This window comes from Bordetella genomosp. 4, from assembly GCF_002261185.1.
Classification (GTDB): Bacteria; Pseudomonadota; Gammaproteobacteria; order Burkholderiales; family Burkholderiaceae_B; genus Bordetella_A.
This window is the reverse complement of sequence record NZ_NEVQ01000022.1, coordinates 388,159-408,277: the sequence shown is the minus strand read 5'-3', so window position 1 is coordinate 408,277 and position 20,119 is coordinate 388,159. Positions and strand designations below refer to the sequence as shown.

The following is a 20,119-nucleotide window of genomic DNA, read 5'->3' as shown; positions in this document are numbered from 1 at the left end:
GCTCGTTAATGGTAACTGTAAGCCTCATTATGCCTGCCTTGCTTGATGCATCAACTGGACGCTGCGTTACGGCATGTGTGATCAGGTCAACGCTCGCCCAATCGTGCGTGCTCGTTGCTGCACCAGGTATTGCCTGCGATCAGCAGCGCCTCTGAGCGCGGCAGATGCACGCCGCAGTGCGCACAGCGCACCATGGATTCGACGGGGCCGCTACCGGGCTGGCGGGCAGGGGCGCTTGGGGGCGCTTTGGCGGCGGCGCTGCGCTTGGCGCTATTGCGGGCCGACACGATACGCATCACCACCATGACCGCCAGGATGATGACGACCCAGATTAACAACTTGCCCACTTCAACTCCGATGAAGAATGACTTCCAACACAAACCGGCTGCCGGTGTAGGCCAGGATTAGAAAGGCGAATCCGGTCAGTGTCCAGCGCAATGCGACACGGCCGCGCCAGCCACGAATGTGACGGCCCAGCAGTAATACTCCAAAGGTCAACCATGACAGGAGTGTGAAAACCGTTTTGTGGTCAAAGGGCAGGACCTTGCCCGTCAGGTCCATCGAGGCGATGGAGCCGGTGACTACGGCGGCGGTGAGGACGGCGAAGCCGATCCAGATGACACGAAACAACAGCCGTTCCTGGACCAGCAACGGCGCTTGGGCATCGAGGACACGGCCGATGAGGCTGCGTTCCGCGGGGGCTTCGAGCGGACGGTGCAGGTGGCGGTCGAGCAGGGCCATCAGCAGGGCATGCAGGGCCGCCACCGTGATCAGGGCATAGGCGGCCAGGGCAATGAGCAGATGCACGCGCAGGGAGCTGTCTTCGGCATGGGGGACGAGCTGCCCCTGGGGAAACAGCGCCGCCAGGGCGCAAATCACCGTGGCGGCCGGCAATAGCAGCAGTTGCAGCCCGTCAATATGGACCAGCAGGCTTTCCAGCCAGAACACCACCATGCCCAGCCAGACCGCGGCGGACAGAGCGAGTGCCCATCCTATGAACAGGTGTGAGTCGCCCAACATGGATTGATACAGGCCGATGCCGTGCAGGATCAGGGCGCCCAGCAGGCTCGCGCGGGCGACTTTGCCCGCTTTTTCGACGCTGCCTGCACCTTTCAGGCGCCACCAGAGGGCCCCACCGAGCACGGCGTAGGCCAGGGCGGCCGCTGCGTGAAATACAATGCCTAATGACATAAAAACCGTTGTCTGGATGGGGCCTCTCAGGCGCTAGTCGCTGGCAGGGATAAAAACCCTGCTGCCCGGGCCACCGTTCAATCAACTAGTGTAAGCGGAAACGCCTCTCATGCTCGATAACCTGACTCAACGTTTGTCGCGCGTCGTCAAGACGCTGCGCGGCGAAGCCCGCCTGACCGAGGCCAACACGCAGGAAATGCTGCGCGAAGTGCGCATGGCCCTGCTCGAGGCTGACGTGGCCCTGCCTGTCGTGCGCGATTTCGTCGCACGCGTCAAAGAAAAAGCCCTGGGCGAAGAAGTCGTCGGCAGCCTGAGCCCTGGCCAAGCCCTGGTGGGCGTGGTCAGCAAAGAGCTGACAGCCCTGATGGGCGGCGACCTGGGCGCGGGCGCCGGCGAGCTGTCGCTGGCCGTGCAGCCCCCCGCCATCATCCTGATGGCCGGCCTGCAGGGGGCGGGTAAAACCACCACCACCGGCAAGCTCGGCCGCTGGCTGGCCGAGGGCAATCACACCCAGAATGGCCGCAATACCGGCAAGAAAAAGGTCCTGACGGTCAGCGCCGACGTTTATCGCCCGGCCGCTATCGACCAGTTGAAGGCCGTCGCGGCCCAGGCGGGTATCGATTTCCTGCCCTCGGATCCCAGCCAGAAACCCGAAGACATCGCCCGTAATGCCGTCGATCACGCCCGCCGTCATCACTACGATGTGCTGATTCTGGATACGGCCGGCCGCCTGGGTATTGACGAAGCCATGATGCGCGAGATCCGCGCACTGTACGATCTGGTCAAGCCTGTCGAAACCCTGTTCGTGGTTGACGCGATGCAGGGGCAGGATGCGGTCAATACGGCCAAGGCCTTTGCCGAGGCACTGCCTTTGACGGGTGTGGTGCTGACCAAGCTGGACGGTGACGCACGGGGCGGTGCAGCGCTGTCCGTGCGCCATGTGACCGGCAAGCCCCTGAAATTCGTCGGTGTCTCGGAAAAACTGGATGGACTGGAGCCCTTCCACCCCGACCGTATGGCGCAGCGCGTGCTGGGCATGGGCGATATCGTGTCGCTGGTCGAGCAGGCACAAAAGAACATCGATATCGCCGAGGCGCAAAAGCTGGCGACGAAACTCAAATCGGGCAACAAGTTCGATCTGAACGATTTTCGCGAGCAATTGGGCCAGGTGAAAAAACTGGGCGATATGGGTTCGCTGCTGGAAAAACTGCCTTCGCAGTTTCAACAGGCCGCGGGTCAGTTGCAGGGAGGACAGGCGGAAAAGCAGTTGCGCCGTACCGAAGGCATCCTGAACTCGATGACGGCTGCCGAACGCGCCAAGCCCGAATTGATCAAGGCCTCGCGTAAACGCCGTATTGCAGCGGGCTCCGGTGTCCCGGTGCAAGAGGTCAATCGCCTGCTGTCCCAGTTCGAGCAGATGCAGGGCATGATGAAGCAAATGAAGAAAGGCGGCATGGCCAAGATGATGCGCGCCATGGGTGGCCTGAAAGGCTTGGGACGCTTTGGCGGAATGAGATAAAGCAACCCGCCGGCGGCAAAAAAACGGCCAGGCAGGAGCCTGGCCGAGTCAACCAGTGCGAACGGGGATTGTTCGCGCTGGTGCAAACCGGCAAATGCTGCGGGGCTTGCCGGTTTGTGCTGTGGTGTTCAGTTCAGCGGCGGGATGCGCAGCACTTGGCCCGGATAGATCTTGTCCGGATGCGTCAGCATGGGCTTGTTGGCCTCGAAAATCACGGTGTGCTTGGCGCCCTTGCCGGCACCGTAGTGAGCTTCGGCGATTTTCCAGAGGTTGTCGCCTTTTTTGACGGTGTACATCTGGGCTTCGGGTGCAGTTTGCTTGGCGGTCAGTTGGTTGTCCACTTGGGCCACGCCTACGGTGTTGCCGAGCGCCAGCGTGATTTTTTCGGCTTCTTCGGTCGAGGCGGCTTCGCCGGTCACGGTGACTTTGTCGCCATCGACTTGAATGTTCAGGCCATCGGCACTCAGACCGTGCTTGTCCAGTTCCTTCTTCAGTTCATCTACCGATGCCGCCTGGGCTTCGCTGGCGCCAAACAGTTTTTCGCCGACATCTTTAATAAAGCTGAGCAGACCCATAGTGTTTCCTCTTTTAGACTGTTAAGAAACGTTAAGTGCTTGTTGGCAGAAGATGACGTTATTTAGCTAGCTGACGACATCTGCTGGGAACTCATTATGGGCCGATTCCGTGAAGGCTGTGCTCTTCTCGTACTGATAATAAGTAACTAATTATTGCTCAACGGGGGCGTGCAGGGCGCCAGCCGCGGTACGGCGGGTCAATTTCCAGACATGGGCGGGCGGCACATTGGCGATGACGGTGTCGACACGCCGTGCTCGCAGGCCGAGGCGATCGAGCACACGTTGCCGGACCGGGCAGCGTGGTCCATATGTAAACAGGACCATTGACCCCCCGGGGCGCAGTTGTGCAAATGTGCTGCGCAATATGCCAATCTGCTGTTTCACCGGCATATTCAATAAGGGCAGCCCACAGACGGCAACGCCGGCCAAGCCGTCGGCAAACAAGGGCACGCCGACCAATTTCGCGGCATCGCCTTGATAAACATAGGCGTCGGGGAAATCGTGCCGCAGTTGCTGGGCGAACTGCGGATCCATTTCCACCAAGGTCAGCTGCGCCGATGTCAGGCCGCGCGCCACCAGGGCACGGGTAAAGGACCCGGTTCCTGCGCCCAGTTCGAGGCATGGGCCCGAACTGGGCGTGATATCGCGCGTCATCGCCGCGGCCAGGCGGGCACTGGAGGGCCAGATAGCGCCGATGCCTTTGGGATTGGCGCGCCAGGCGCGTAGAAACCGTATGCGCTCAGCCACCCAGGAATGGCGGCTGATGCGACCCGCAACATGCCCGGTGGCGCGGCCTGCAACCCCTGCGATACGAAACAGCCGCGAGCCTACGGGCAGACCGGATTCGTCTCCGGTCAGGAACTTGAGCAGCATATGAACTCCTGTGAGCAGAGTTGGCTTGCCCAATGCAAAAGACATGTTTCTCGCTAGCCAACATCAAACACAGGCGCCAGCGTACTACGTGGCGGGCCTTGCGCAAGCACTAACTTCGATTGGGTAGCTCACCGTTGATAATTTTCACATTCTGTGTCCAGTATCGTGGAGGGTGACACGCTTGGTCACGCTTATCCGCCCCAGGCCGGTGCGCCCGCGATTCAACCGCCGCCGACGGCTACGACGATTTCGACTTGGTCGCCGTCTTTCAGGATGGTGGCTTCGTGTTGGCTCTTGGGGACGATTTCCCCATTGCGTTCGACCGCCACGCGTTTGCCTGCGTAGCCCAGGGTCTGGAGCAGTTCGATAACCGTGGTGTCCAGCGGGAATTCGCGTGCGGCACCGTTGAGCGTGATGTGCATGATGGCTCCTTATTGTGCGGCGTAGGCGTCGGTGGCTTCGATGAGCTTGGCTAATGTGCCGGGTTCGTCAAAGGCATGGCCCGCATCCGGAACGAGGTGAAACTGCGCCTGAGGCCATGCGCGGTGCAGGTCCCAGGCGGTGCGTGCTGGAGTGCAGATATCGTAGCGCCCTTGCACGATGGTGCCGGGGATGTCGTGCAGTTTGTACGCGTCGCGAATGAGCTGGCCTTCTTCCATGAAGCCGTTATTCACAAAGTAGTGGTTTTCGATGCGGGCAAAGGCCAATGCGGCGCGATCTGCGGCGTGGCTTTGCTGGTGGCGCGGACTGGGCATCAGGGTAATGGTGCTGTCTTCCCATTTGCTCCAGGCCTTGGCGGCACGCAGTTGCGCCACGGGGTCCGAGCCGGTCAGACGCTTGTGATAGGCGCCGATCATGTCGTCTCGTTCCTCTGGCGGAATGGGCTCGAGATAGGCTTCCCAATGGTCGGGGAACAGCCACGATGCTCCCTCCTGATAGAACCACTGGAGTTCCGAACGGCGCAGGCTGAAAATGCCGCGCACGATGAGTTCGCTGACATGGCTGGGGTGCGTTTGCGCATAGGCCAGCGCCAGGGTCGAACCCCAGGATCCGCCGAACACCAGCCAGCGGTCCACGCCCATGACTTCCGTGCGCAGGCGTTCAATGTCCGAGACCAGATGCCAGGTAGTGTTGTTGTCCAGGCTCGCGTGCGGCGTCGAGCGGCCGCAGCCGCGTTGATCGAACAACAGCACGTTGTAGCGCTGCGGATCAAACAATTGACGGTGTACGGGAGCGCTCCCGCTACCTGGGCCGCCGTGCAGGAACACGGCCGGTTTGCCCTGCGGGTTGCCGCAGAGTTCCCAATAGACTAGGTGCCCGTCGCCAGTGTCCAGCATGCCATGGCGATAGGGCTCGATAGCGGGGTACAACATAGTTAAGCGGTCCTCCGGAAGATCAGGTCCCAAACACCATGGCCCAGACGCAGGCCACGGGTTTCGAATTTGGTTTGCGGTCGGTAGTCAGGGCGCGGTGCGTAATCGGCAACGGTGTTGCGCAGCAGTGGCTCGGCGCTCAGGACTTCCAGCATTTGTACGGCGTAGTCCTGCCAGTCGGTGGCGCAGTGCAGGTATCCGCCGGGGGCGATGCGGCTGGCCAATAGCGAGACAAATGGGGGTTGCAGCAGGCGGCGTTTGTGGTGGCGCTTTTTGGGCCACGGGTCGGGAAAATAGACGTGGACGCCCGCCAGGCTGTCGGGGGGGATCATGTCACGCACGACTTCGACGGCGTCGTGCTGAATGATGCGCAGGTTCTGCAGGTTGGATTCTTCGATGCGGCGTAGCAATGAGCCTACGCCGGCGTTGAAGACTTCCACACCCAGGAAATTGTCGTCAGGGCGGGCCTGGGCGATTTTCTGGGTGGTTTCGCCCATGCCAAAGCCGATTTCCAGCACGGTGGGAGCTTGGCGGCCGAACGGGGCCGCCAGATCCAGGCGCTGGGGGGTGTAGGGGATGGACCATTTGTCCAGCAGTTGCTCGAGTGCATCGCGTTGGCCTTGGGTAATGTGGCCACGGCGGTGGACGAAACTGCGGATGTGGGTCGCGCCCGGGCTGTGCGGGGCTTGCGTGGCCGGTTCTAGGGCGGCGCGGGTGGCTTCCGACAGGGGCGCGGTATCGGGGGAGTCGGGGGTGTTCGTGTTCATAGGGGGGATTGTAGTAGGCCCGGGGGGAATTGCCCGGGTGCAGTCGCTCTTCAGGACGCCGGTCAGGTTCAATCGGGCCAGCGGGGCTGGTCAGGACCGTTGCGGCGCGAGGTGGACCATGGCTATGGGGTAGCATTCCGGCTATGAATGTTGCTCGATTTGACCTAACTACGCTGGCTTTGTTCGCCGCTGTTGCGCGGGCGGGCAGTATTTCCGCGGGCGCACGGCAGTCGCATCTGGCGGTGGGGGCGGCGAGCAAGCGGATTTCGGATCTGGAGGCGGCTTTAGGAACGCCTCTGCTGTATCGGAATACGGCGGGGGTGGAGCTGACGGATGCGGGGCAGGCCTGTCTGGTGCATGTGCAGCGGGTGCTGCAAGAGGTCGAGCAGATGGCGGGCAGTTTGTCTGATTTTGCCCAAGGGGTGAAGGGTCAGGTGAGGATTGCTGCGAATACGTCTTCGCTGACGCAGTTTTTGCCAGAAGACCTGGCGTCGTTCATGGACGAGCACCCGGCTGTGCGGATCGATCTGGAAGAGCAGAACAGCACCGACATCGTGGCGGCGGTGTTGGAAAATCGTGCGGATATCGGCGTGTTTGCGGATCGCACGCCGGCACAGGGGTTGTTGACGGTGCCGTACCGCCCGGATGAGTTGGTGTTGATCGCGCCGCAGCGTCATCCGCTGGCGAATTCACCGTCTATCGCATTCGCGCAGACGCTGGATTACGAGTATGTGAGCCTGCCGCCGTCGACGTCGTTGGCATCGCGCTTGAACGAGGAAAGTGTGCGCTTGGGCAAGGCGATGCGGCTGCGGATTCAGGTGCGCAGTTTTGATGCGATTTGCCGAATGGTCGTGGCGACGGGGGGCGTGGGGGTGTTGCCGCGTATTGCGGCAGAGCCGCATGCGCGCTCGATGTCGATACGCCTGATTCCGTTGACGGATGAGTGGGCGCACCGATGGTTGCTGTTGGGCGTGCGCGATGCGGATACGCTGACTGTGGCGGCGCGATTGTTGTTGGCACACCTGCGCAGTGACGAGGGCTCGAACGTGTAGGGACGCGGGGTGCGGATACGTTGGTATTTCCGATGTATCCGGGTCGTGCGGTGTTTGATGGGCCGCGTCGCGTACGTAGTAGGCCTATTAATTCGTCAGCACGGTGTCATACGTTGACGGCTAGTCATTGTCGTGTGGAAAGCGAACGCCTTCTGTGCCGGACACCCACGGTGCATATTTTTCCATGACTTGCTGAAACCGCGCGTCCGCCAGAAAGGCCTCTAACCAATGCGTCAATGCAGGCCAGGGTTGCGCCTCGAACCAGGTCTGATCGACATGCGCAAACTGGCGCACGAAGGGCGCGATGGCCATGTCGGCCAAGCTGCGGCGTGTGCCAAACAGATAATCCTGTTCTTGCAAGAGGCGGCCCAGTTCCATCAAGTATTTCGCCCCGGCGGTGCGATGCGCAAGAGCATCGGTGTTCTCATAACGGTCGGGATATTTATAACGATCCAGATCAGTCTTGAATGCGCCATCGCACTGTTGAATCAAGGACTCCATATCCGCTATCGAGCCTCGATCTGGCGTCAGCCAATGTTCGGGGTCGTGTTGGGTCAATGCCCAACGCATGATGTCCAAGCTCTGATCTATCACTTTTCCATCCGGCAACATCAACACCGGCACAGTGCCTTTGGGCGAGGCCGCCAACAGTTCCGCGGGTTTTGCGCGCAAGACGACTTCGCGTAATTCGCAACGCTGGCCACTGGCGGCTAATGCCAATCGTGCGCGCATCGCATAGGGGCAACGGCGAAATGAATAGAGGATGGGTAAAGCGGGCGAGGGCATAAGCTGGGTAATAGACGGATTGTTTTGCACGAGTTCTCAGGTTAGTACATTCCCTAGTTTTTACGTCAGGTTTCTCAGTCCGTCAGTCGGGCCTTTCTCGTTCGGGAAACCCCATTTCTTATAAGAACAATTCCCGCGATGCGCGCTTTCGCGCACACTCCCATCCGCTGCAATCTATCATTCATAGGAACACACATGGCTGGGCAAATTCTGGCAGGCATACGCGTACTGGAGCTGGGGCAACTGATCGCAGGCCCTTTTGCCGCCAAAACTTTGGCCGATTTCGGAGCACAAGTCGTCAAGATCGAACCGCCCGGCCTAGGCGATCCGCTACGTAAATGGCGGCTGTTGCACGAGGGTACCTCCGTCTGGTGGGAGGCTCAGTCGCGCAACAAGCAATCGGTCTGTGTCGATTTGCGCCAGAAAGAAGGCCAGGAAATCATTCGCCTGCTGGCCTCTCAGGCCGACGTGTTGATAGAGAATTTCCGCCCCGGCACCATGGAAAAATGGGGTATGTCCTGGGAGGAGTTGCACGCGCTGAACCCACGCCTGATCATGCTGCGCGTGTCCGGCTATGGCCAAACCGGCCCCAAAGCCCGCGAGCCCGGTTTTGCTGCGATCGGCGAGGCCATGGCCGGCCTGCGTTATCTGAATGGTGAGCCGGGCCGCGCGCCCGTACGCGGTGGACTTTCGTTGGGTGACACGATCGCCGGTCTGCATGGCGCGCTGGGCGTGCTGCTGGCTCTCTATCAACGCGATGCGCGCGGTGGACAAGGCCAGGTCATCGACGCGGCGCTTTACGAGAGCCTGTTCAACCTCACCGAAAGCCTGCTTCCCGAATACACCGCCTTTGGTGCCGTGCGCGAGCCATCCGGCGCGTCCTTGCCAGGCATAGCGCCCTCGAACGCCTATCGCTGCAAGGACGGCTACGTGCTCATTGCCGGCAATGGTGATGGCATCTACACCCGATTGATGTCTCGCATCGGCCGCGATGATCTGGGCAAAGATCCTGGTCTGGCTCACAACGATGGCCGTGCCGCCCGCGTAGACGAAATCGACGGCGCCATCAGCGCCTGGACGGCGGAGCGTGATATCGACGAAGTCCTGCAAGCCATGCGCGAGGCTGATGTCCCCAGCGGCCGTATCTATTCGGTTGCCGACATTGCACGCGACCCGCATTACCGCGCGCGCAACGCCATTGCCGAAATACAGGGCGCCAGCGGCATTCGCGTCGAAATGCCTGCAGTTTTCCCCATCCTGTCGGATAACCCTGGCGCCATTCATGATCGTGCGCCCACCCTGGGCGAACATACCGATACCGTACTCGCCGACGCCGGGATGACCGAAGAACAACGCGCCGAATTGCGCGCTCGCGGAGTGATTGCATGAACACCGGTACGCCCAGCATCGAAATCAATGAAGTCGGTCCACGCGACGGTCTGCAAATCGAAAAGACATTTGTGTCTACCGAAGAAAAAATCGCTTTGGTCGACGCACTCTCTGACTGCGGATTCGCACGTATCGAAGTCACCAGTTTTACTTCGCCGAAAGCCATTCCCGCATTGGCCGACGCGCAAGAAGTCATGCGCGGCATCCGCCGGCATCCCGATGTCATCTACACCGCGCTCGTCCCCAACATCCGTGGCCTGGAGCGTGCCATCGAAGTCGGCACCCAGGAAATGAATCTGGTGATGTCCAGCAGCGAAACGCATAACCGCGCCAACCTGCGTATGACGCGTGACCAATCCTTGTCGGAGCTGACCAGCATTCTGCGTGCGGCGCAGGGCACTTCGACGCCTTGCAATGTATCGCTGTCTACTGTTTTCGGGTGTCCCTTTGATGGCGATGTGCCAGTGGACGATGTGCTGCGTCTGGCCCATCAACTCGCAGAAGCTGGCGCGGCTGGCATCACGCTGTGCGACACCACCGGCATGGCCTACCCCACCCAGGTCGCAGCGTTGTGCGAGACCGTATTGCGGGAGCTGCCCGGCCTGCCGATCACCATTCATTTGCACAACACCCGTGGCATGGCGTTAGCCAATGCCATCGCCGCCTGGCAAACCGGCGTGACGCGTTTTGACGCAGCGGCGGGCGGATTGGGCGGCTGTCCCTATGCGCCTGGCGCCAGCGGCAACGTCAACACCGAGGAGCTCGTGCACATGTTCGAGTGCATGGGCGTCAAAACCGGTGTGTCCTTGCAGCCGCTATTGGACATCGTGCGCGGGCTGCCGCAACTGGTGCAGCGCGAATTCTCTATCCCATTGTTGGCGGCGGGCCATCGGCTGGCTACTCATCAGCCGCCGGCATGGTTGGCGGAAAAATTCGGGCCGGCCGACGGCGTTCATGCGTAATCGGTCGTATGTAGCGGACGTGCTCCGCGGTGCTCTATTGCGGGCGCGTGATCAAGCGCGGGACACGTGCTCAAGCTAAGCAACGCATTGCAGCAGATAAAAATCTTTACGCGGCATTACCCATAACAAGTTAGACATCAGAATCATTCCAACAACATCGTCCAGAACAACGATCAGGAGACCCTGTCCATGACGCTATCTTTACTATCTAAAACCCTGCGCGCCGGCTTGGCCGCTACAACGCTGGCTATTGCAGCCAGCCCCGCGATTGCGCTGGCCGATTATCCCGATCGTCCCGTCACGCTGCTTGTTCCCGCCGCACCTGGCGGTACGACGGACTTGGCCGCGCGTCTGATCGCACAACCCTTGGGCGAAGCCCTGGGCCAAAGCGTCGTCGTGGAAAACAAACCAGGCGCCTCGGGCAGCATCGCCTCGCAAGCCGTCGCCAAAGCCGCGCCCGACGGCTATACCTTGTTGCTGCAGTACTCCGGCTACAACGCGATTTCTCCGCACGTGCAGCCCGCCGAGTGGGATCCGATCAAGGATTTCGCGCCCATTGCCAACATCCTGTCCGCCCCGCAGGTCATCGTTATTCGTCCGAGTTTGCCGATCAATTCGTTAAAAGAACTAGTCGCCTATGCCAAGGCCAATCCCGACAAATTGAACTACGCGTCGTCTGGCAACGGTGCTTTGCAGCACGTCGCTACTGAGTTGCTGAAGCAGATGGCCGATATCAAAATCGCACACATCCCATACAAGGGCACCGGTCCCGCCTTGAACGATTTGCTGGGTGGTGCGGTGGATATGACGATCACGACTCCGCCGCCATTGCTGGGGCATATCGCCGCGGGCAAGCTCCGCGCGTTGGCAGTGACCGGGCCGAATCGTCTGGCGTCATTGCCGGATGTACCGACCGTTGCTGAGGCGGGTTATCCGGACCTGTTGGTGTCGTCATGGTTCGCCATGTATGCGCCTAAAGGCACGCCTCAGACCGTTATCGACAAGCTGGCAGGCAAGATCGAAACCATCATGAAGACCGAGGATTTCCGCAAAAAAGCGGAAGCGCAGGGCGCGGAAGCCGAGTTCATGGGACCAGCAAAGCTCGGTGAATACACGCAGCAGGAATATGACCGCTGGGGCAAAGTCGTGAAAGCCGCCGGGATCAAGGCGAACTAAAACACGGGGTTGAAACCCGCGCTATAATCCATCGCCTCTGCCGCGCCTATGTGCGCGGCACGACACCAAAGCGGGTGTAGTTCAATGGTAGAACGGCGGCTTCCCAAGCCTCAAGCGTGGGTTCGATTCCCATCACCCGCTCCAGTTTCCCCGTCTTGCGCGCTTTTTAGGGATGTCTCTCAGAATTCTAAAATTCTGCGTTGATCAGAACTCGGCGTCTGATCATTTGCGATCGCCTCAAGCCGGCTATGTGGCCCGTAGAAGCCCAAACGACGATTGGACCACTCGAGCAGTGGATGGCTCGTCTGCAGACAATACTAAGTTGGGCTTCATTATGTACAGTGAAGCGAGTAGAGTATCGAAATTAGAATTGCGAAATAATCCGCATGAAAACGATACTGTCCATTTTAGTTGCATTAGGAATACCGGCGGCTTTTTGGAACTACTATCTCAAAGAAACGCCTGATGTTCAATATTCGATTTCTGCGTCCATACCTTTGGCATTCGACCAGACGTCGAATGTTAACAGTTCCAAAAGCGAGTACGTACAACAAATTGAAGTCGCGAACTCAGGGAAAGGGCCGGCAGAGAATGTCGTAATCAAATTGTCGGGATCGATTTCTCAGTTCTATCTAGCTAAACATTCAGTTCTAGCAGAGTCGCACGTTGTAAGTAGTCCGAGTGGCTTCGAATTGAGCTATCCAAACTTGCCTCCGTCAACAGGTTTTCAATTGACGGTAAAAACGAGTACTGATCTGTCGGTTCATCAGGTTGACGTATTTCATCAGGGCGGCAAGGCCAAATTCATATCCCCTGGCAGTAACGCGTCGGGCTTCGGGATTTTGGACGCTTTATGGGCTTTAATGCAAGTCGCCTACATATATTTGATGTATGTCTGTCTCAAGGATGAGTTCAGATATCGCTATTCTTTCAGAAAGTATTCCCCGGACGTATCCACATTATTGAATAGCAAAAGACCTTGGTATATCTCAAAAAGAGATTGGCCAGAGGTTCTTAAGGATTTAATCGCCAGATCGATAGCCTCGCCTATATCAAATTATTCTCCGGTACCGACTTGGCCTCAATACATTTTACTCAACGCTCAGCGCCATGTTGATTTAGAGCAATCTACTTGGGACGAACTGAGGGAAATGGCGACGACAAGATTTCTTGATGCGCTAAAAGTAAAGGCTCGGCAATCGTTCAGCAAGGAAGATGTTCACGATATTTTAGCTATCCAATGGCCGGCTGGGGTGAGTGAGGCTAATAGGGAATCGGTGGTCAAAACCTTGTCGGACGTCTATCTCGAATTCGTTGTCACGACCAGTTCGAACAAAGACCTTGTAGAGATCCTGTCCGCTGACTGTAAGCCATCATTGATTGCCAGAAAGTCTTGGGACCAATTCAAAAGCCGCGCGGAACTTGAGGTTATGAAGGGCGCTGTGGAAAAGCTCGTTAATGCCCCCTCCATCAATATAGAGAGTTTTCCGGAGTGGGGCGTATTGTCGAGCCTAAATAAATTCAAGCTCTCAACCCTTAGCAAGTTGCAGTCTAAAGCGCAGGAAGCAGACGAAAAGCTTGATTCAGCACAAAAACTGAGTGATCGCGCTGACGCTATTGAAAGGAGTGTATCGCGCCGAGAGATGGAGGCGGAGTTGTCCGAGCATAGAAATCAAGAGCTAGGGAAAAAAGTTATATGCCAACTGGATCTTATTGATAAATTGATTACCGACCCATCGTATATTGATCGTATCGAACCCTACGACGATACTTTCACTTCGGGAAATTGGGATATTCTCCGAAAGCTGGCAGCTATTTCTTTATCGGATAAAGCGCGAAACTAGGTCTTTGTGTAGCCGACTATTGACGTGAGACTTACCACTTATGTTGACGCGGTGAAGCCCCCATCAAAGCAGTGTATCAAGCTCAATCATTCCAGTGACGTTCCGACGGAGGTGTTCTTCGGGTTGCCGGTTGAGAGAGGGCGGGCGAAGCGACCGTTTAGACACCGTAGACGGCTTGTGTGGCGCTAGAGTCTAGAGTTTCATCGCTTAAGCAGCTCGGCGACCGCGTCTATCTGCTCATGTTCGAAAGCTGCCACGAAGTCGTCTAGCTCATGCGCACGCATGCCAACTTCTGGGCTAAGAGCAGCCTGACGCCATCTTATTACTGCTGTATAGACCGCGGCCAAACCGCCTAACGCTTCCTCTTTATTCAATGCGAAGTAGGGTGCCCGAGCCATCAACATATGCACATCGTTGATCGGGCCATCTTCCTCGGATAACCAAGTCTTAGACTCTCGCCCCTTATCCGGAAACGGGTTGATGTCGAACGCAGGCGCAAGGCGCCACAATCCATGCTCCACATGCAAAAACCCATGATTTTGCAAGTGATCGTCCACGTTGGTAATCAGCAGATTAAATACGAGACGGCGCCAGAGTTGATGCAAATCCCGAATAGGCGAGTGTCCATAGGAGCGGATAGCATCGGCAATTTCCGTGTAGCTGCGGTCCTCCTCGCGCGAAGCCTGCAACAGTGATGCCGCTGACTGGTATGGAGTGCGGCCATCGTTGCCATCACGATCAAATCGTCGGATGACGGCCACGGGGGCTTCGGCTAAGGAGACGATGCGAGCAGGCGCGGCATCGATGCCCGCCAACAGTGCCAGTTTCAATGCCAGGACTTCGCCGCGCGTGACACTGCGCGTGTCGTTCACGCTAGGGAACTTGCCGATGGCAAGCCTGCCATCTTCGTCCACGATGGTGCATTTGGGGCGCATACCACCAAGTGACGTGCCCTTGCCCTGCAGGTAGCGCAAGTCCTCGACCGTCTCTTGTCCGCGCTCGACGGCGCGGCTCGCTTGGTAGATGTGTTCGAGCTCTATCAAAGGTGGGGTAGTGCGTCGGCCCTCTGGTACCGTTCTATGCCAAGTTCCGTTCGGATCGCGCAGGCGCAGTGCGCCAACGCGGCTGAAGTCATCGACCGCCAGCAGATAATCTAATTCCGTCAGGGGCTGCAGTTTTGGGTCGGTACGGCGACGCTTCGCATGGTCGCGGGCGATGACGCGCCGGCCCCAGGCGTCGGGGGCAGTATCGGCGATCGCACCGTGGAATACGGAGTCATGGGGCGAGGCAGCTTTGTGTGGCTGGTGGCCTGGCATCAGCTGCAGGTCGGCCGATACGTTGAACCGCTCAGGGCGGGCCAGCCACGCTTCGTCATAGGCAAAGGCGCAGTTTTCGCGCCGGCCTTGCTGGACGTATACCAGCGAGCCGAGAGGTAGCCCAGCCTTGCCGATGCAGACTTGAACTTGCTGGCGGATTGGGGCGGCAGTAGCCATCACAATGCTCCCGAGGATCCGCCGGACTTGTTGCGCACGCGTTTGGGCAAGTTCTCGTCCATCAGTGTTAGCCCAATCTCGTCGTTCGGTGTGTCTAGCAGATGCCCCAGCGCTTGAATCTCGCCGAACACGTGCAGCGCCCGGGCGAAAAAGTGGATGGGTACGCGGACGTCGCCTTTCTCCATGCGGCGTACCGTGGACAAGGATGCCCCCATGCGCTCGGCAAGGGAAGCCTGGGAGATATGGCGTCGCCTGCGGGCCAAGGAAATGTCGCCGCCGAGCTTTCGGATCGCTCGTTCGACGGGTAGGGGAATGGGGGAATCCATTTAAATGCTCCCAAGGGAACTTGAATTATAAATAAGAGTTCCCATTGGAGCAATTATTTAATAGGCAGGGGGCTGCTGCCGGACTCTCCCGCTATCAGCGCGTATCGCCGCCTAGGGCCTGGTACAGCTGGACCTGGTTGAGCAGCCGGTCCAGCGTGTTCTGGTCGCGTTCGATCTCGGCGGTGCGGCGCTTTTCCTGCGCGTCGAGCCAGAAGCGCAGCGACACGGCGCCGCTGCGGTAGCGGATTTCGTACATGTCCTCGGCCTGCCGTGCCGCCGCCAGCGACTGCTCTAGCAGTTCACCCTGTGCGGCCAACTGGGTGCGCGCCGACAGCGCGTTCTCTACGTCGGCCATGGCTTGGTACAGCGCCTGGCGGAACTGCACTACGCGCAGGGCATATTCGGTTTCGGATACCTGGATGCTCAGGCGCATCTGGTTCCAGTTCAGGAACGGCAGGGTCAGACCTGCGCCTAGCGTGCCCACCGGATTCTGCAGCAGGTTGCCTAGCGCCGTGCTGGCCGAGCCCAGGGCGCCCGTGAGGGTGATGGGCGGGTAGAAGCTGGCGCGCGTGGCGTCGGTCTGGGCCAGAGCCTGGCGCAGGCGCAGTTCGGCGGCGCGCAAGTCGGGCCGGCGCGCCAGCAGATCGGCCGGCACGCCGGCGGGCACGGCGGGCAGCGTGGTGGGCGGCAGGCGCGGCGGGTCGGCCATGACGCGCTCCGGCGGGCCGTCGAACAGGATCGCCAGCGCGTTGAGGGTCTCGACGCGCTGCTGCACCATGAGGGTGCGTGCAGCCTGCTGGCTGGCCAGGTTCTGGCGCGCCTCGGCCACTTCCAGGGACGAGGCGCCGCCCGCGTCGTACTGCGCCTGTACCAGTTCGAGTGTGCGCTGCGCGTAGGCGATGCTTTGCGCGGCGCTGTCCAGGCGCTGGTTGATGAAGCCGACCTGCCAGTACAGCGTGGCCGTGGTGCCGACCAGCGACAGGGCGGCGCTGGCGCGGTCCTCCTCGGTGGCGGCGGCTTCCCATTCGGCCGCGTCACGCTGGGCCTGCAGGCGGTCCCACAGATCGAGCTCGTAGCTGACGGTCAGGCTGGCGCTGTTGTTGCGCAGGATCGCTCGGTCGCCGTACAGGTCGCGCTGGCGGCTGAGGTCGACGCTGCCGCCCAGCGTGGGGAACTGGTCCGAGCGTGCCAGACCGGCCCGCAGTTGAGCTTGCCGCACGCGCAAGGCGGCGGCGGCCAGGTCGTTGTTGCGCTCCAGCGCCTGATCGATGAGGCGGGTGAGGGTGGGGTCGTCGAAATGGCGCCACCAGGTGCCGCCGGCGGCGGCTACGTCCTGGGCGGGGCCGTACGCCCAGGATGCCGGACCCTGCACTGCCGGGCGTTCGTACGGGGTGCGCATCAGGCCGCAGCCGGCCAGTGCCACGGGCAATGCCAGCAGGCACGAAAGGGCGGCGCGACGGGGGCGGGGGAACGGGAATCTCATTCTCTGGCCAGGGATTCGACTGGGTCGAGCCGGGCGGCGTTGCGCGCCGGCAGGTACCCGAAGCCCACGCCGATCAGCGTGGAACACACGAAGGCGGCCACCATCGAGGCGCCGGAATAGATGAGGCGGAAGCTGCCGCCGGAAGCCTGCGCCACCAGCACGCCCAGGCCCAGCGACAGCAGGATGCCCAGCATGCCGCCGATCAGGCAGACCAGCACCGCCTCGATCAGGAACTGCTGCATGATGTCGCTGCGGCGTGCGCCCACCGCCATGCGCACGCCGATCTCGCGGGTGCGTTCGGTGACTGACACCAGCATGATGTTCATCACTCCGATGCCGCCCACCACCAGCGAGATGATGGCGATGGCCGACACCAGCAGGGTCATGGTGGCGGTGGTGCGCTCGATGGTCTGCCGGATAGTGTCGGTATTGAAGACGAAGAAATCCTTGGAGCCGTGTCGCTGCAGCATGAGGCGTGTGATCGCCTGCTCGGCGGCCTTGGTCGGCATGGCATCGCTGACCCGCACGGTGATGCTGCGTAGGTGCTGCTGGCCTAGCACGCGGCTGAGCGCGGTGGTGTACGGCACCCAGACGTTGAGGGCCTGGCCGTCGCTGAACATGCTCTCCTTGGGCACCGTCACGCCGATCACGCGCATCGGCACGGTACCCAGGAAAATCACCTGCCCGACTGGCTCGGTGTGGTTGCCGAACAGCGCCTTGCGCGTGTTCTCGTCGATCACGACTTCCTGGGCGCGTCGCGCGACGGCCTCGGCGTCGAAGAACTGGCCCTGGGCCAGCGTCAGGCCGCGCACGCGGAAGAACTGTTCGCCTACGCCCTGGATCGAGCCGTTGACCGACACATTGCGATAGCGCAGCGAGGCCGTGGTTGAGGCCACCGGCGTGACGCTGTCCACGTAGGTCTGGCGCGCCAGCGCGTCTGCGTCGGCCGGCACCAGCGTGCGAATGGTGGCGGCTTTCTCGTCGCCGAAGTCCTTGCCCGGGTAGATATCCACCGTGTTGGTGCCGATCTCGCTGATGTCGGCCAGGATTTTCTGGCGCGACCCTTCGCCCAGTGCCACCACCGATACCACCGCGGCAATGCCGATGACGATGCCGAGCATGGTCAGAAAGGTGCGCAGCCGGTGCGCGTTCATGGCCAGCAGCGCCATGTGCATCGCTTCGTTGGCGCGCTCCAGCATGGCTTGCCAGGGACGTGTGCGTTCGGCCGGTGGCTCGGCGCGGACCGGGTCGCCAGGCGGCGCGGCTGGCGTGGCTGGTGCGTCGGCATTGCGCCGGTCGGCCACGATCTTGCCGTCGCTGATCTCGATGATGCGGCGCGCATGATGGGCCACGTTCATGTCGTGCGTGACGATCACCACGGTATGGCCGGCGCCGTTGAGTTCTTCCAGGATGCGCAGCACTTCCTGGCCGGTGTGCGTGTCCAGCGCGCCGGTGGGTTCGTCGGCGAGGATGATGCGCCCGCCGTTCATCAGCGCTCGCGCGATGCTTACGCGTTGCTGCTGGCCGCCCGACAACTGACTCGGCCGGTAGTCGACACGCTGGTCCAGCCCCAGGCGGCGCAGCAAAGCCTGGGCGCGTTCGCGTCGGGCGCCGCGCGGCGTGGCGGCGTAGACCGCCGGCATTTCCACGTTGCCCTGTGCGGTCAGGTCGGCCAACAGGTGATAGCGCTGGAAAATGAAGCCGAAATGCTCGCGCCGCAGCTCGGCAAGCTCGTCGGGGCCCATGGCGTCGGTCGGGCGGCCGTCCACCTCGTACACGCCGCGGCTGGGCCGGTCCAGGCAGCCCAGGATATTCATGAGCGTGGACTTGCCGGAGCCTGACGCGCCGACAATGGCAACCATCTCGCCGGCCTCGATTTGCAGGTCGACCTCGCGCAGCACCGCCACGGTTTGTTCGCCCGCGGCGAACTCGCGCCAGACGCCGCGCAGGCTGATCAGCGGGTATTCGCCCGCGGGGCGCGGCAGGGCCAGGTCGGTCATTGCGGCACCGTCGGCGTGGCGGCCTCGGCCGAGACCACGCGTTCGCCCGCCTTCAGGCCTTCCAGGACCTGGGCGTTGACGTTGTTGTTCATGCCCACCTTGATCTGGCGCTCGGCAGCCTCGCCGTCCGGATCGACCACCCGCACTGTGTAGTGGCCATCCTCCCCGCGCTTGCCTAGTGCCGACGAGGGAATGATCAACGTCTGCTTCGCCTCGCCCAGCACGATGAAGACTTGCGCTGTCATGGAAATCCGCAGGGTCTCGTCGGGGTTGGGCACGTCGAACAGGCCGTTGTAGTACACCGCAGCGCTGGTGCCGCTGGTGGTGGTGCTGGCGCCCGTCAAGGCGCTGGTACTCTCGTCGCGCTGAATCGAGTCGGGCGCCGGCTCAATGGCCCGTAGCGTGCCGTAGTAGCGCTTGTCCGGTTCGCCCAGAATCGTGAAGTACACCTTCTGGCCGGGCCGCACGCGGGTGACGTCGGCCTCCGAGATCTGCGCCTTGACGGTCATGGTGTCGACCTGCGCCACCTTGATGATGGTGGGAGCGCTCTGAATCGAGTTCACCGTCTGGCCTTCCTTGGTGACGATGGCCACCACCTTGCCGTCCATCGGCGACGAGATGCGGGTGTAGCCCAGGTTGACGCGCGCTTTGTCTACCTCGATCTCGGCCTGGGCGATCTGCGCATCCAGCGCAGCGATGTCGGCGCGGGTGACGTTCAGCGTCGCCTCGGCCTGCTCGAAGTCCTCGCGCGAGCTGGCGTCGCGCGCCAGCATCTGGCGCTGGCGCGCATAGGCCAGCTCGGCCTGCTTGAGGGTGGCCTGCTTGGCCCGTTGCTCGGCCTTGCGCGTGGCCAGCGCCGCCTGGGCATTGCGCAAATCGTTCTGCTGGGTCATGTCGTCGATCTCGGCGACTAACTGGCCCTGACGCACCTCGTCGCCCAACTGCACTTTGAGCGACTTGAGCTGGCCCGATACCTGGGCTCCGACACTGACCTGCCGCACGGCTTCCAGTGTGCCGGATGCCAGCACGCTGTCTTCCATGTCGGCCAGCCTGGCTTCCGCGGTGGCGAAGTCGGGCTTGGCCGGCGCGCTGAAGAACATCATCTTGCCTAGCAACAGTACTAAGGCCAGCGCCACGGCGATCCAGATGTAGCGTTTTTTCCTGCTCTTACCCGGGGGCTTTCCGGTTGGGTAGGTCATGCGGCGGTCTTGAGATGAAGGAGGGCGGGCTAGTTGTAGACAGAGTCGACAAGCATGAAGCGTGTCACGCTACCGCGCTATGGTACTCGATCATGAATAACTCTCAATTGC

19 protein-coding genes and 1 tRNA gene are annotated in these 20,119 nt (G+C 60.8%); 7 read left to right on the top strand and 13 right to left on the bottom strand.

All coding sequences use genetic code 11. The annotated features are described in order from the left end of the window. Nucleotides 1–86: 86 nt before the first annotated feature. Nucleotides 87–347 (bottom strand): PP0621 family protein, encoded by a 261-nt coding sequence (locus CAL20_RS25680; protein ID WP_094839132.1) that lies wholly within the window; start codon nucleotides 345–347, stop codon nucleotides 87–89. A gap of 1 nt (nucleotide 348) precedes the next feature. Further along, a complete protein-coding gene (locus CAL20_RS23120; RefSeq protein WP_094839131.1) occupies nucleotides 349–1,191 on the bottom strand; it encodes a cytochrome C assembly family protein in 843 nt (280 codons plus the stop codon). Between the two features lie 109 nt (nucleotides 1,192–1,300). Between CAL20_RS23120 and ffh the strand changes: the two genes are divergently transcribed. Next, entirely contained in the window at nucleotides 1,301–2,710 is a 1,410-nt protein-coding gene (gene ffh / locus CAL20_RS23115; protein ID WP_094823431.1) for a signal recognition particle protein, read from the top strand. 128 nt (nucleotides 2,711–2,838) lie between these two features. On the opposite strand, the gene lysM is transcribed toward ffh, so the two are convergent. From lysM to trmB, 5 genes are all read right to left on the bottom strand, one after another. Further along, nucleotides 2,839–3,285 (bottom strand): peptidoglycan-binding protein LysM, encoded by a 447-nt coding sequence (gene lysM / locus CAL20_RS23110; RefSeq protein ID WP_094839130.1) that lies wholly within the window; start codon nucleotides 3,283–3,285, stop codon nucleotides 2,839–2,841. A 150-nt stretch (nucleotides 3,286–3,435) separates the two neighbouring features. Continuing rightward, nucleotides 3,436–4,158 carry a class I SAM-dependent methyltransferase gene (locus CAL20_RS23105; protein WP_179266727.1) on the bottom strand — a complete coding sequence of 241 codons (723 nt, stop codon included), beginning with the start codon at nucleotides 4,156–4,158 and terminating at the stop codon, nucleotides 3,436–3,438. A 221-nt stretch (nucleotides 4,159–4,379) separates the two neighbouring features. Beyond that, a complete protein-coding gene (thiS, locus tag CAL20_RS23100) occupies nucleotides 4,380–4,580 on the bottom strand; it encodes a sulfur carrier protein ThiS (protein WP_094839128.1) in 201 nt (66 codons plus the stop codon). Between the two features lie 9 nt (nucleotides 4,581–4,589). Next, nucleotides 4,590–5,531: a prolyl aminopeptidase gene (pip, locus tag CAL20_RS23095; protein ID WP_094823427.1), complete on the bottom strand. Its 942-nt coding sequence runs from the start codon at nucleotides 5,529–5,531 to the stop codon at nucleotides 4,590–4,592. Nucleotides 5,532–5,533: 2 nt separating this feature from the next. Then, the gene (gene trmB / locus CAL20_RS23090) at nucleotides 5,534–6,298 is read right to left on the bottom strand and encodes a tRNA (guanosine(46)-N7)-methyltransferase TrmB (protein ID WP_094839127.1); all 765 of its coding nucleotides are present in this window, start codon (nucleotides 6,296–6,298) and stop codon (nucleotides 5,534–5,536) included. A 143-nt stretch (nucleotides 6,299–6,441) separates the two neighbouring features. On the opposite strand from trmB, the gene CAL20_RS23085 reads away from it, so the two are divergent. Further along, nucleotides 6,442–7,350, top strand: a complete 909-nt coding sequence (locus tag CAL20_RS23085) for a LysR substrate-binding domain-containing protein (protein ID WP_094839126.1) — start codon at nucleotides 6,442–6,444, stop codon at nucleotides 7,348–7,350. A gap of 120 nt (nucleotides 7,351–7,470) precedes the next feature. On the opposite strand, the gene CAL20_RS23080 is transcribed toward CAL20_RS23085, so the two are convergent. After that, nucleotides 7,471–8,136: a glutathione S-transferase gene (locus CAL20_RS23080; RefSeq protein ID WP_094839125.1), complete on the bottom strand. Its 666-nt coding sequence runs from the start codon at nucleotides 8,134–8,136 to the stop codon at nucleotides 7,471–7,473. Nucleotides 8,137–8,331: 195 nt separating this feature from the next. Here CAL20_RS23080 and CAL20_RS23075 point away from each other — a divergent pair, with 195 nt between their 5' ends. The 5 genes from CAL20_RS23075 to CAL20_RS25515 all read left to right on the top strand — a co-directional run bounded on the left by CAL20_RS23075 (nucleotide 8,332) and on the right by CAL20_RS25515 (nucleotide 13,507). Further along, a complete protein-coding gene (locus tag CAL20_RS23075; RefSeq protein ID WP_094839124.1) occupies nucleotides 8,332–9,525 on the top strand; it encodes a CaiB/BaiF CoA transferase family protein in 1,194 nt (397 codons plus the stop codon). After that, on the top strand, nucleotides 9,522–10,487 hold the full coding sequence (locus CAL20_RS23070; RefSeq protein ID WP_094839123.1) for a hydroxymethylglutaryl-CoA lyase: 966 nt from the start codon (nucleotides 9,522–9,524) through the stop codon (nucleotides 10,485–10,487). Before CAL20_RS23075 ends, CAL20_RS23070 begins: the two co-directional genes overlap by 4 nt. A 189-nt stretch (nucleotides 10,488–10,676) precedes the next feature. Then, nucleotides 10,677–11,663 carry a Bug family tripartite tricarboxylate transporter substrate binding protein gene (locus CAL20_RS23065; protein WP_094839122.1) on the top strand — a complete coding sequence of 329 codons (987 nt, stop codon included), beginning with the start codon at nucleotides 10,677–10,679 and terminating at the stop codon, nucleotides 11,661–11,663. A gap of 70 nt (nucleotides 11,664–11,733) precedes the next feature. Then, nucleotides 11,734–11,807 (top strand) — tRNA-Gly (locus CAL20_RS23060). Nucleotides 11,808–12,049: 242 nt separating this feature from the next. Then, entirely contained in the window at nucleotides 12,050–13,507 is a 1,458-nt protein-coding gene (locus CAL20_RS25515) for a hypothetical protein (protein WP_143277095.1), read from the top strand. A gap of 200 nt (nucleotides 13,508–13,707) precedes the next feature. On the opposite strand, the gene CAL20_RS23050 is transcribed toward CAL20_RS25515, so the two are convergent. From CAL20_RS23050 to macA, 5 genes are all read right to left on the bottom strand, one after another. Beyond that, nucleotides 13,708–15,000 carry a type II toxin-antitoxin system HipA family toxin gene (locus CAL20_RS23050; RefSeq protein WP_179266726.1) on the bottom strand — a complete coding sequence of 431 codons (1,293 nt, stop codon included), beginning with the start codon at nucleotides 14,998–15,000 and terminating at the stop codon, nucleotides 13,708–13,710. Further along, nucleotides 15,000–15,326 (bottom strand): helix-turn-helix domain-containing protein, encoded by a 327-nt coding sequence (locus CAL20_RS23045; protein WP_094839119.1) that lies wholly within the window; start codon nucleotides 15,324–15,326, stop codon nucleotides 15,000–15,002. The genes CAL20_RS23050 and CAL20_RS23045 overlap by 1 nt, the downstream gene beginning before the upstream one ends. A 94-nt stretch (nucleotides 15,327–15,420) precedes the next feature. Next, a complete protein-coding gene (locus CAL20_RS23040) occupies nucleotides 15,421–16,809 on the bottom strand; it encodes an efflux transporter outer membrane subunit (RefSeq protein WP_094839118.1) in 1,389 nt (462 codons plus the stop codon). Further along, the gene (locus CAL20_RS23035) at nucleotides 16,806–18,809 is read right to left on the bottom strand and encodes a MacB family efflux pump subunit (protein WP_094839117.1); all 2,004 of its coding nucleotides are present in this window, start codon (nucleotides 18,807–18,809) and stop codon (nucleotides 16,806–16,808) included. The genes CAL20_RS23040 and CAL20_RS23035 overlap by 4 nt, the downstream gene beginning before the upstream one ends. Continuing rightward, entirely contained in the window at nucleotides 18,806–20,008 is a 1,203-nt protein-coding gene (macA, locus tag CAL20_RS23030; protein ID WP_094839116.1) for a macrolide transporter subunit MacA, read from the bottom strand. The genes CAL20_RS23035 and macA overlap by 4 nt, the downstream gene beginning before the upstream one ends. Nucleotides 20,009–20,119 lie beyond the last annotated feature (111 nt).

Coding starts and splice junctions, on each gene's coding strand:
- macA (WP_094839116.1), bottom strand. CDS start 20,008: ATGACCTACCCAACCGGAAAGCCCCCGGGTAAGAGCAGGAAAAAACGC.
- pip (WP_094823427.1), bottom strand. CDS start 5,531: ATGTTGTACCCCGCTATCGAGCCCTATCGCCATGGCATGCTGGACACT.
- ffh (WP_094823431.1), top strand. CDS start 1,301: ATGCTCGATAACCTGACTCAACGTTTGTCGCGCGTCGTCAAGACGCTG.
- CAL20_RS23105 (WP_179266727.1), bottom strand. CDS start 4,158: ATGCTGCTCAAGTTCCTGACCGGAGACGAATCCGGTCTGCCCGTAGGC.
- thiS (WP_094839128.1), bottom strand. CDS start 4,580: ATGCACATCACGCTCAACGGTGCCGCACGCGAATTCCCGCTGGACACC.
- CAL20_RS23040 (WP_094839118.1), bottom strand. CDS start 16,809: ATGAGATTCCCGTTCCCCCGCCCCCGTCGCGCCGCCCTTTCGTGCCTG.
- CAL20_RS25515 (WP_143277095.1), top strand. CDS start 12,050: ATGAAAACGATACTGTCCATTTTAGTTGCATTAGGAATACCGGCGGCT.
- CAL20_RS23065 (WP_094839122.1), top strand. CDS start 10,677: ATGACGCTATCTTTACTATCTAAAACCCTGCGCGCCGGCTTGGCCGCT.
- CAL20_RS23080 (WP_094839125.1), bottom strand. CDS start 8,136: ATGCCCTCGCCCGCTTTACCCATCCTCTATTCATTTCGCCGTTGCCCC.
- CAL20_RS23045 (WP_094839119.1), bottom strand. CDS start 15,326: ATGGATTCCCCCATTCCCCTACCCGTCGAACGAGCGATCCGAAAGCTC.
- CAL20_RS23075 (WP_094839124.1), top strand. CDS start 8,332: ATGGCTGGGCAAATTCTGGCAGGCATACGCGTACTGGAGCTGGGGCAA.
- CAL20_RS23120 (WP_094839131.1), bottom strand. CDS start 1,191: ATGTCATTAGGCATTGTATTTCACGCAGCGGCCGCCCTGGCCTACGCC.
- CAL20_RS23085 (WP_094839126.1), top strand. CDS start 6,442: ATGAATGTTGCTCGATTTGACCTAACTACGCTGGCTTTGTTCGCCGCT.
- CAL20_RS23050 (WP_179266726.1), bottom strand. CDS start 15,000: ATGGCTACTGCCGCCCCAATCCGCCAGCAAGTTCAAGTCTGCATCGGC.
- lysM (WP_094839130.1), bottom strand. CDS start 3,285: ATGGGTCTGCTCAGCTTTATTAAAGATGTCGGCGAAAAACTGTTTGGC.
- CAL20_RS23035 (WP_094839117.1), bottom strand. CDS start 18,809: ATGACCGACCTGGCCCTGCCGCGCCCCGCGGGCGAATACCCGCTGATC.
- trmB (WP_094839127.1), bottom strand. CDS start 6,298: ATGAACACGAACACCCCCGACTCCCCCGATACCGCGCCCCTGTCGGAA.
- CAL20_RS23070 (WP_094839123.1), top strand. CDS start 9,522: ATGAACACCGGTACGCCCAGCATCGAAATCAATGAAGTCGGTCCACGC.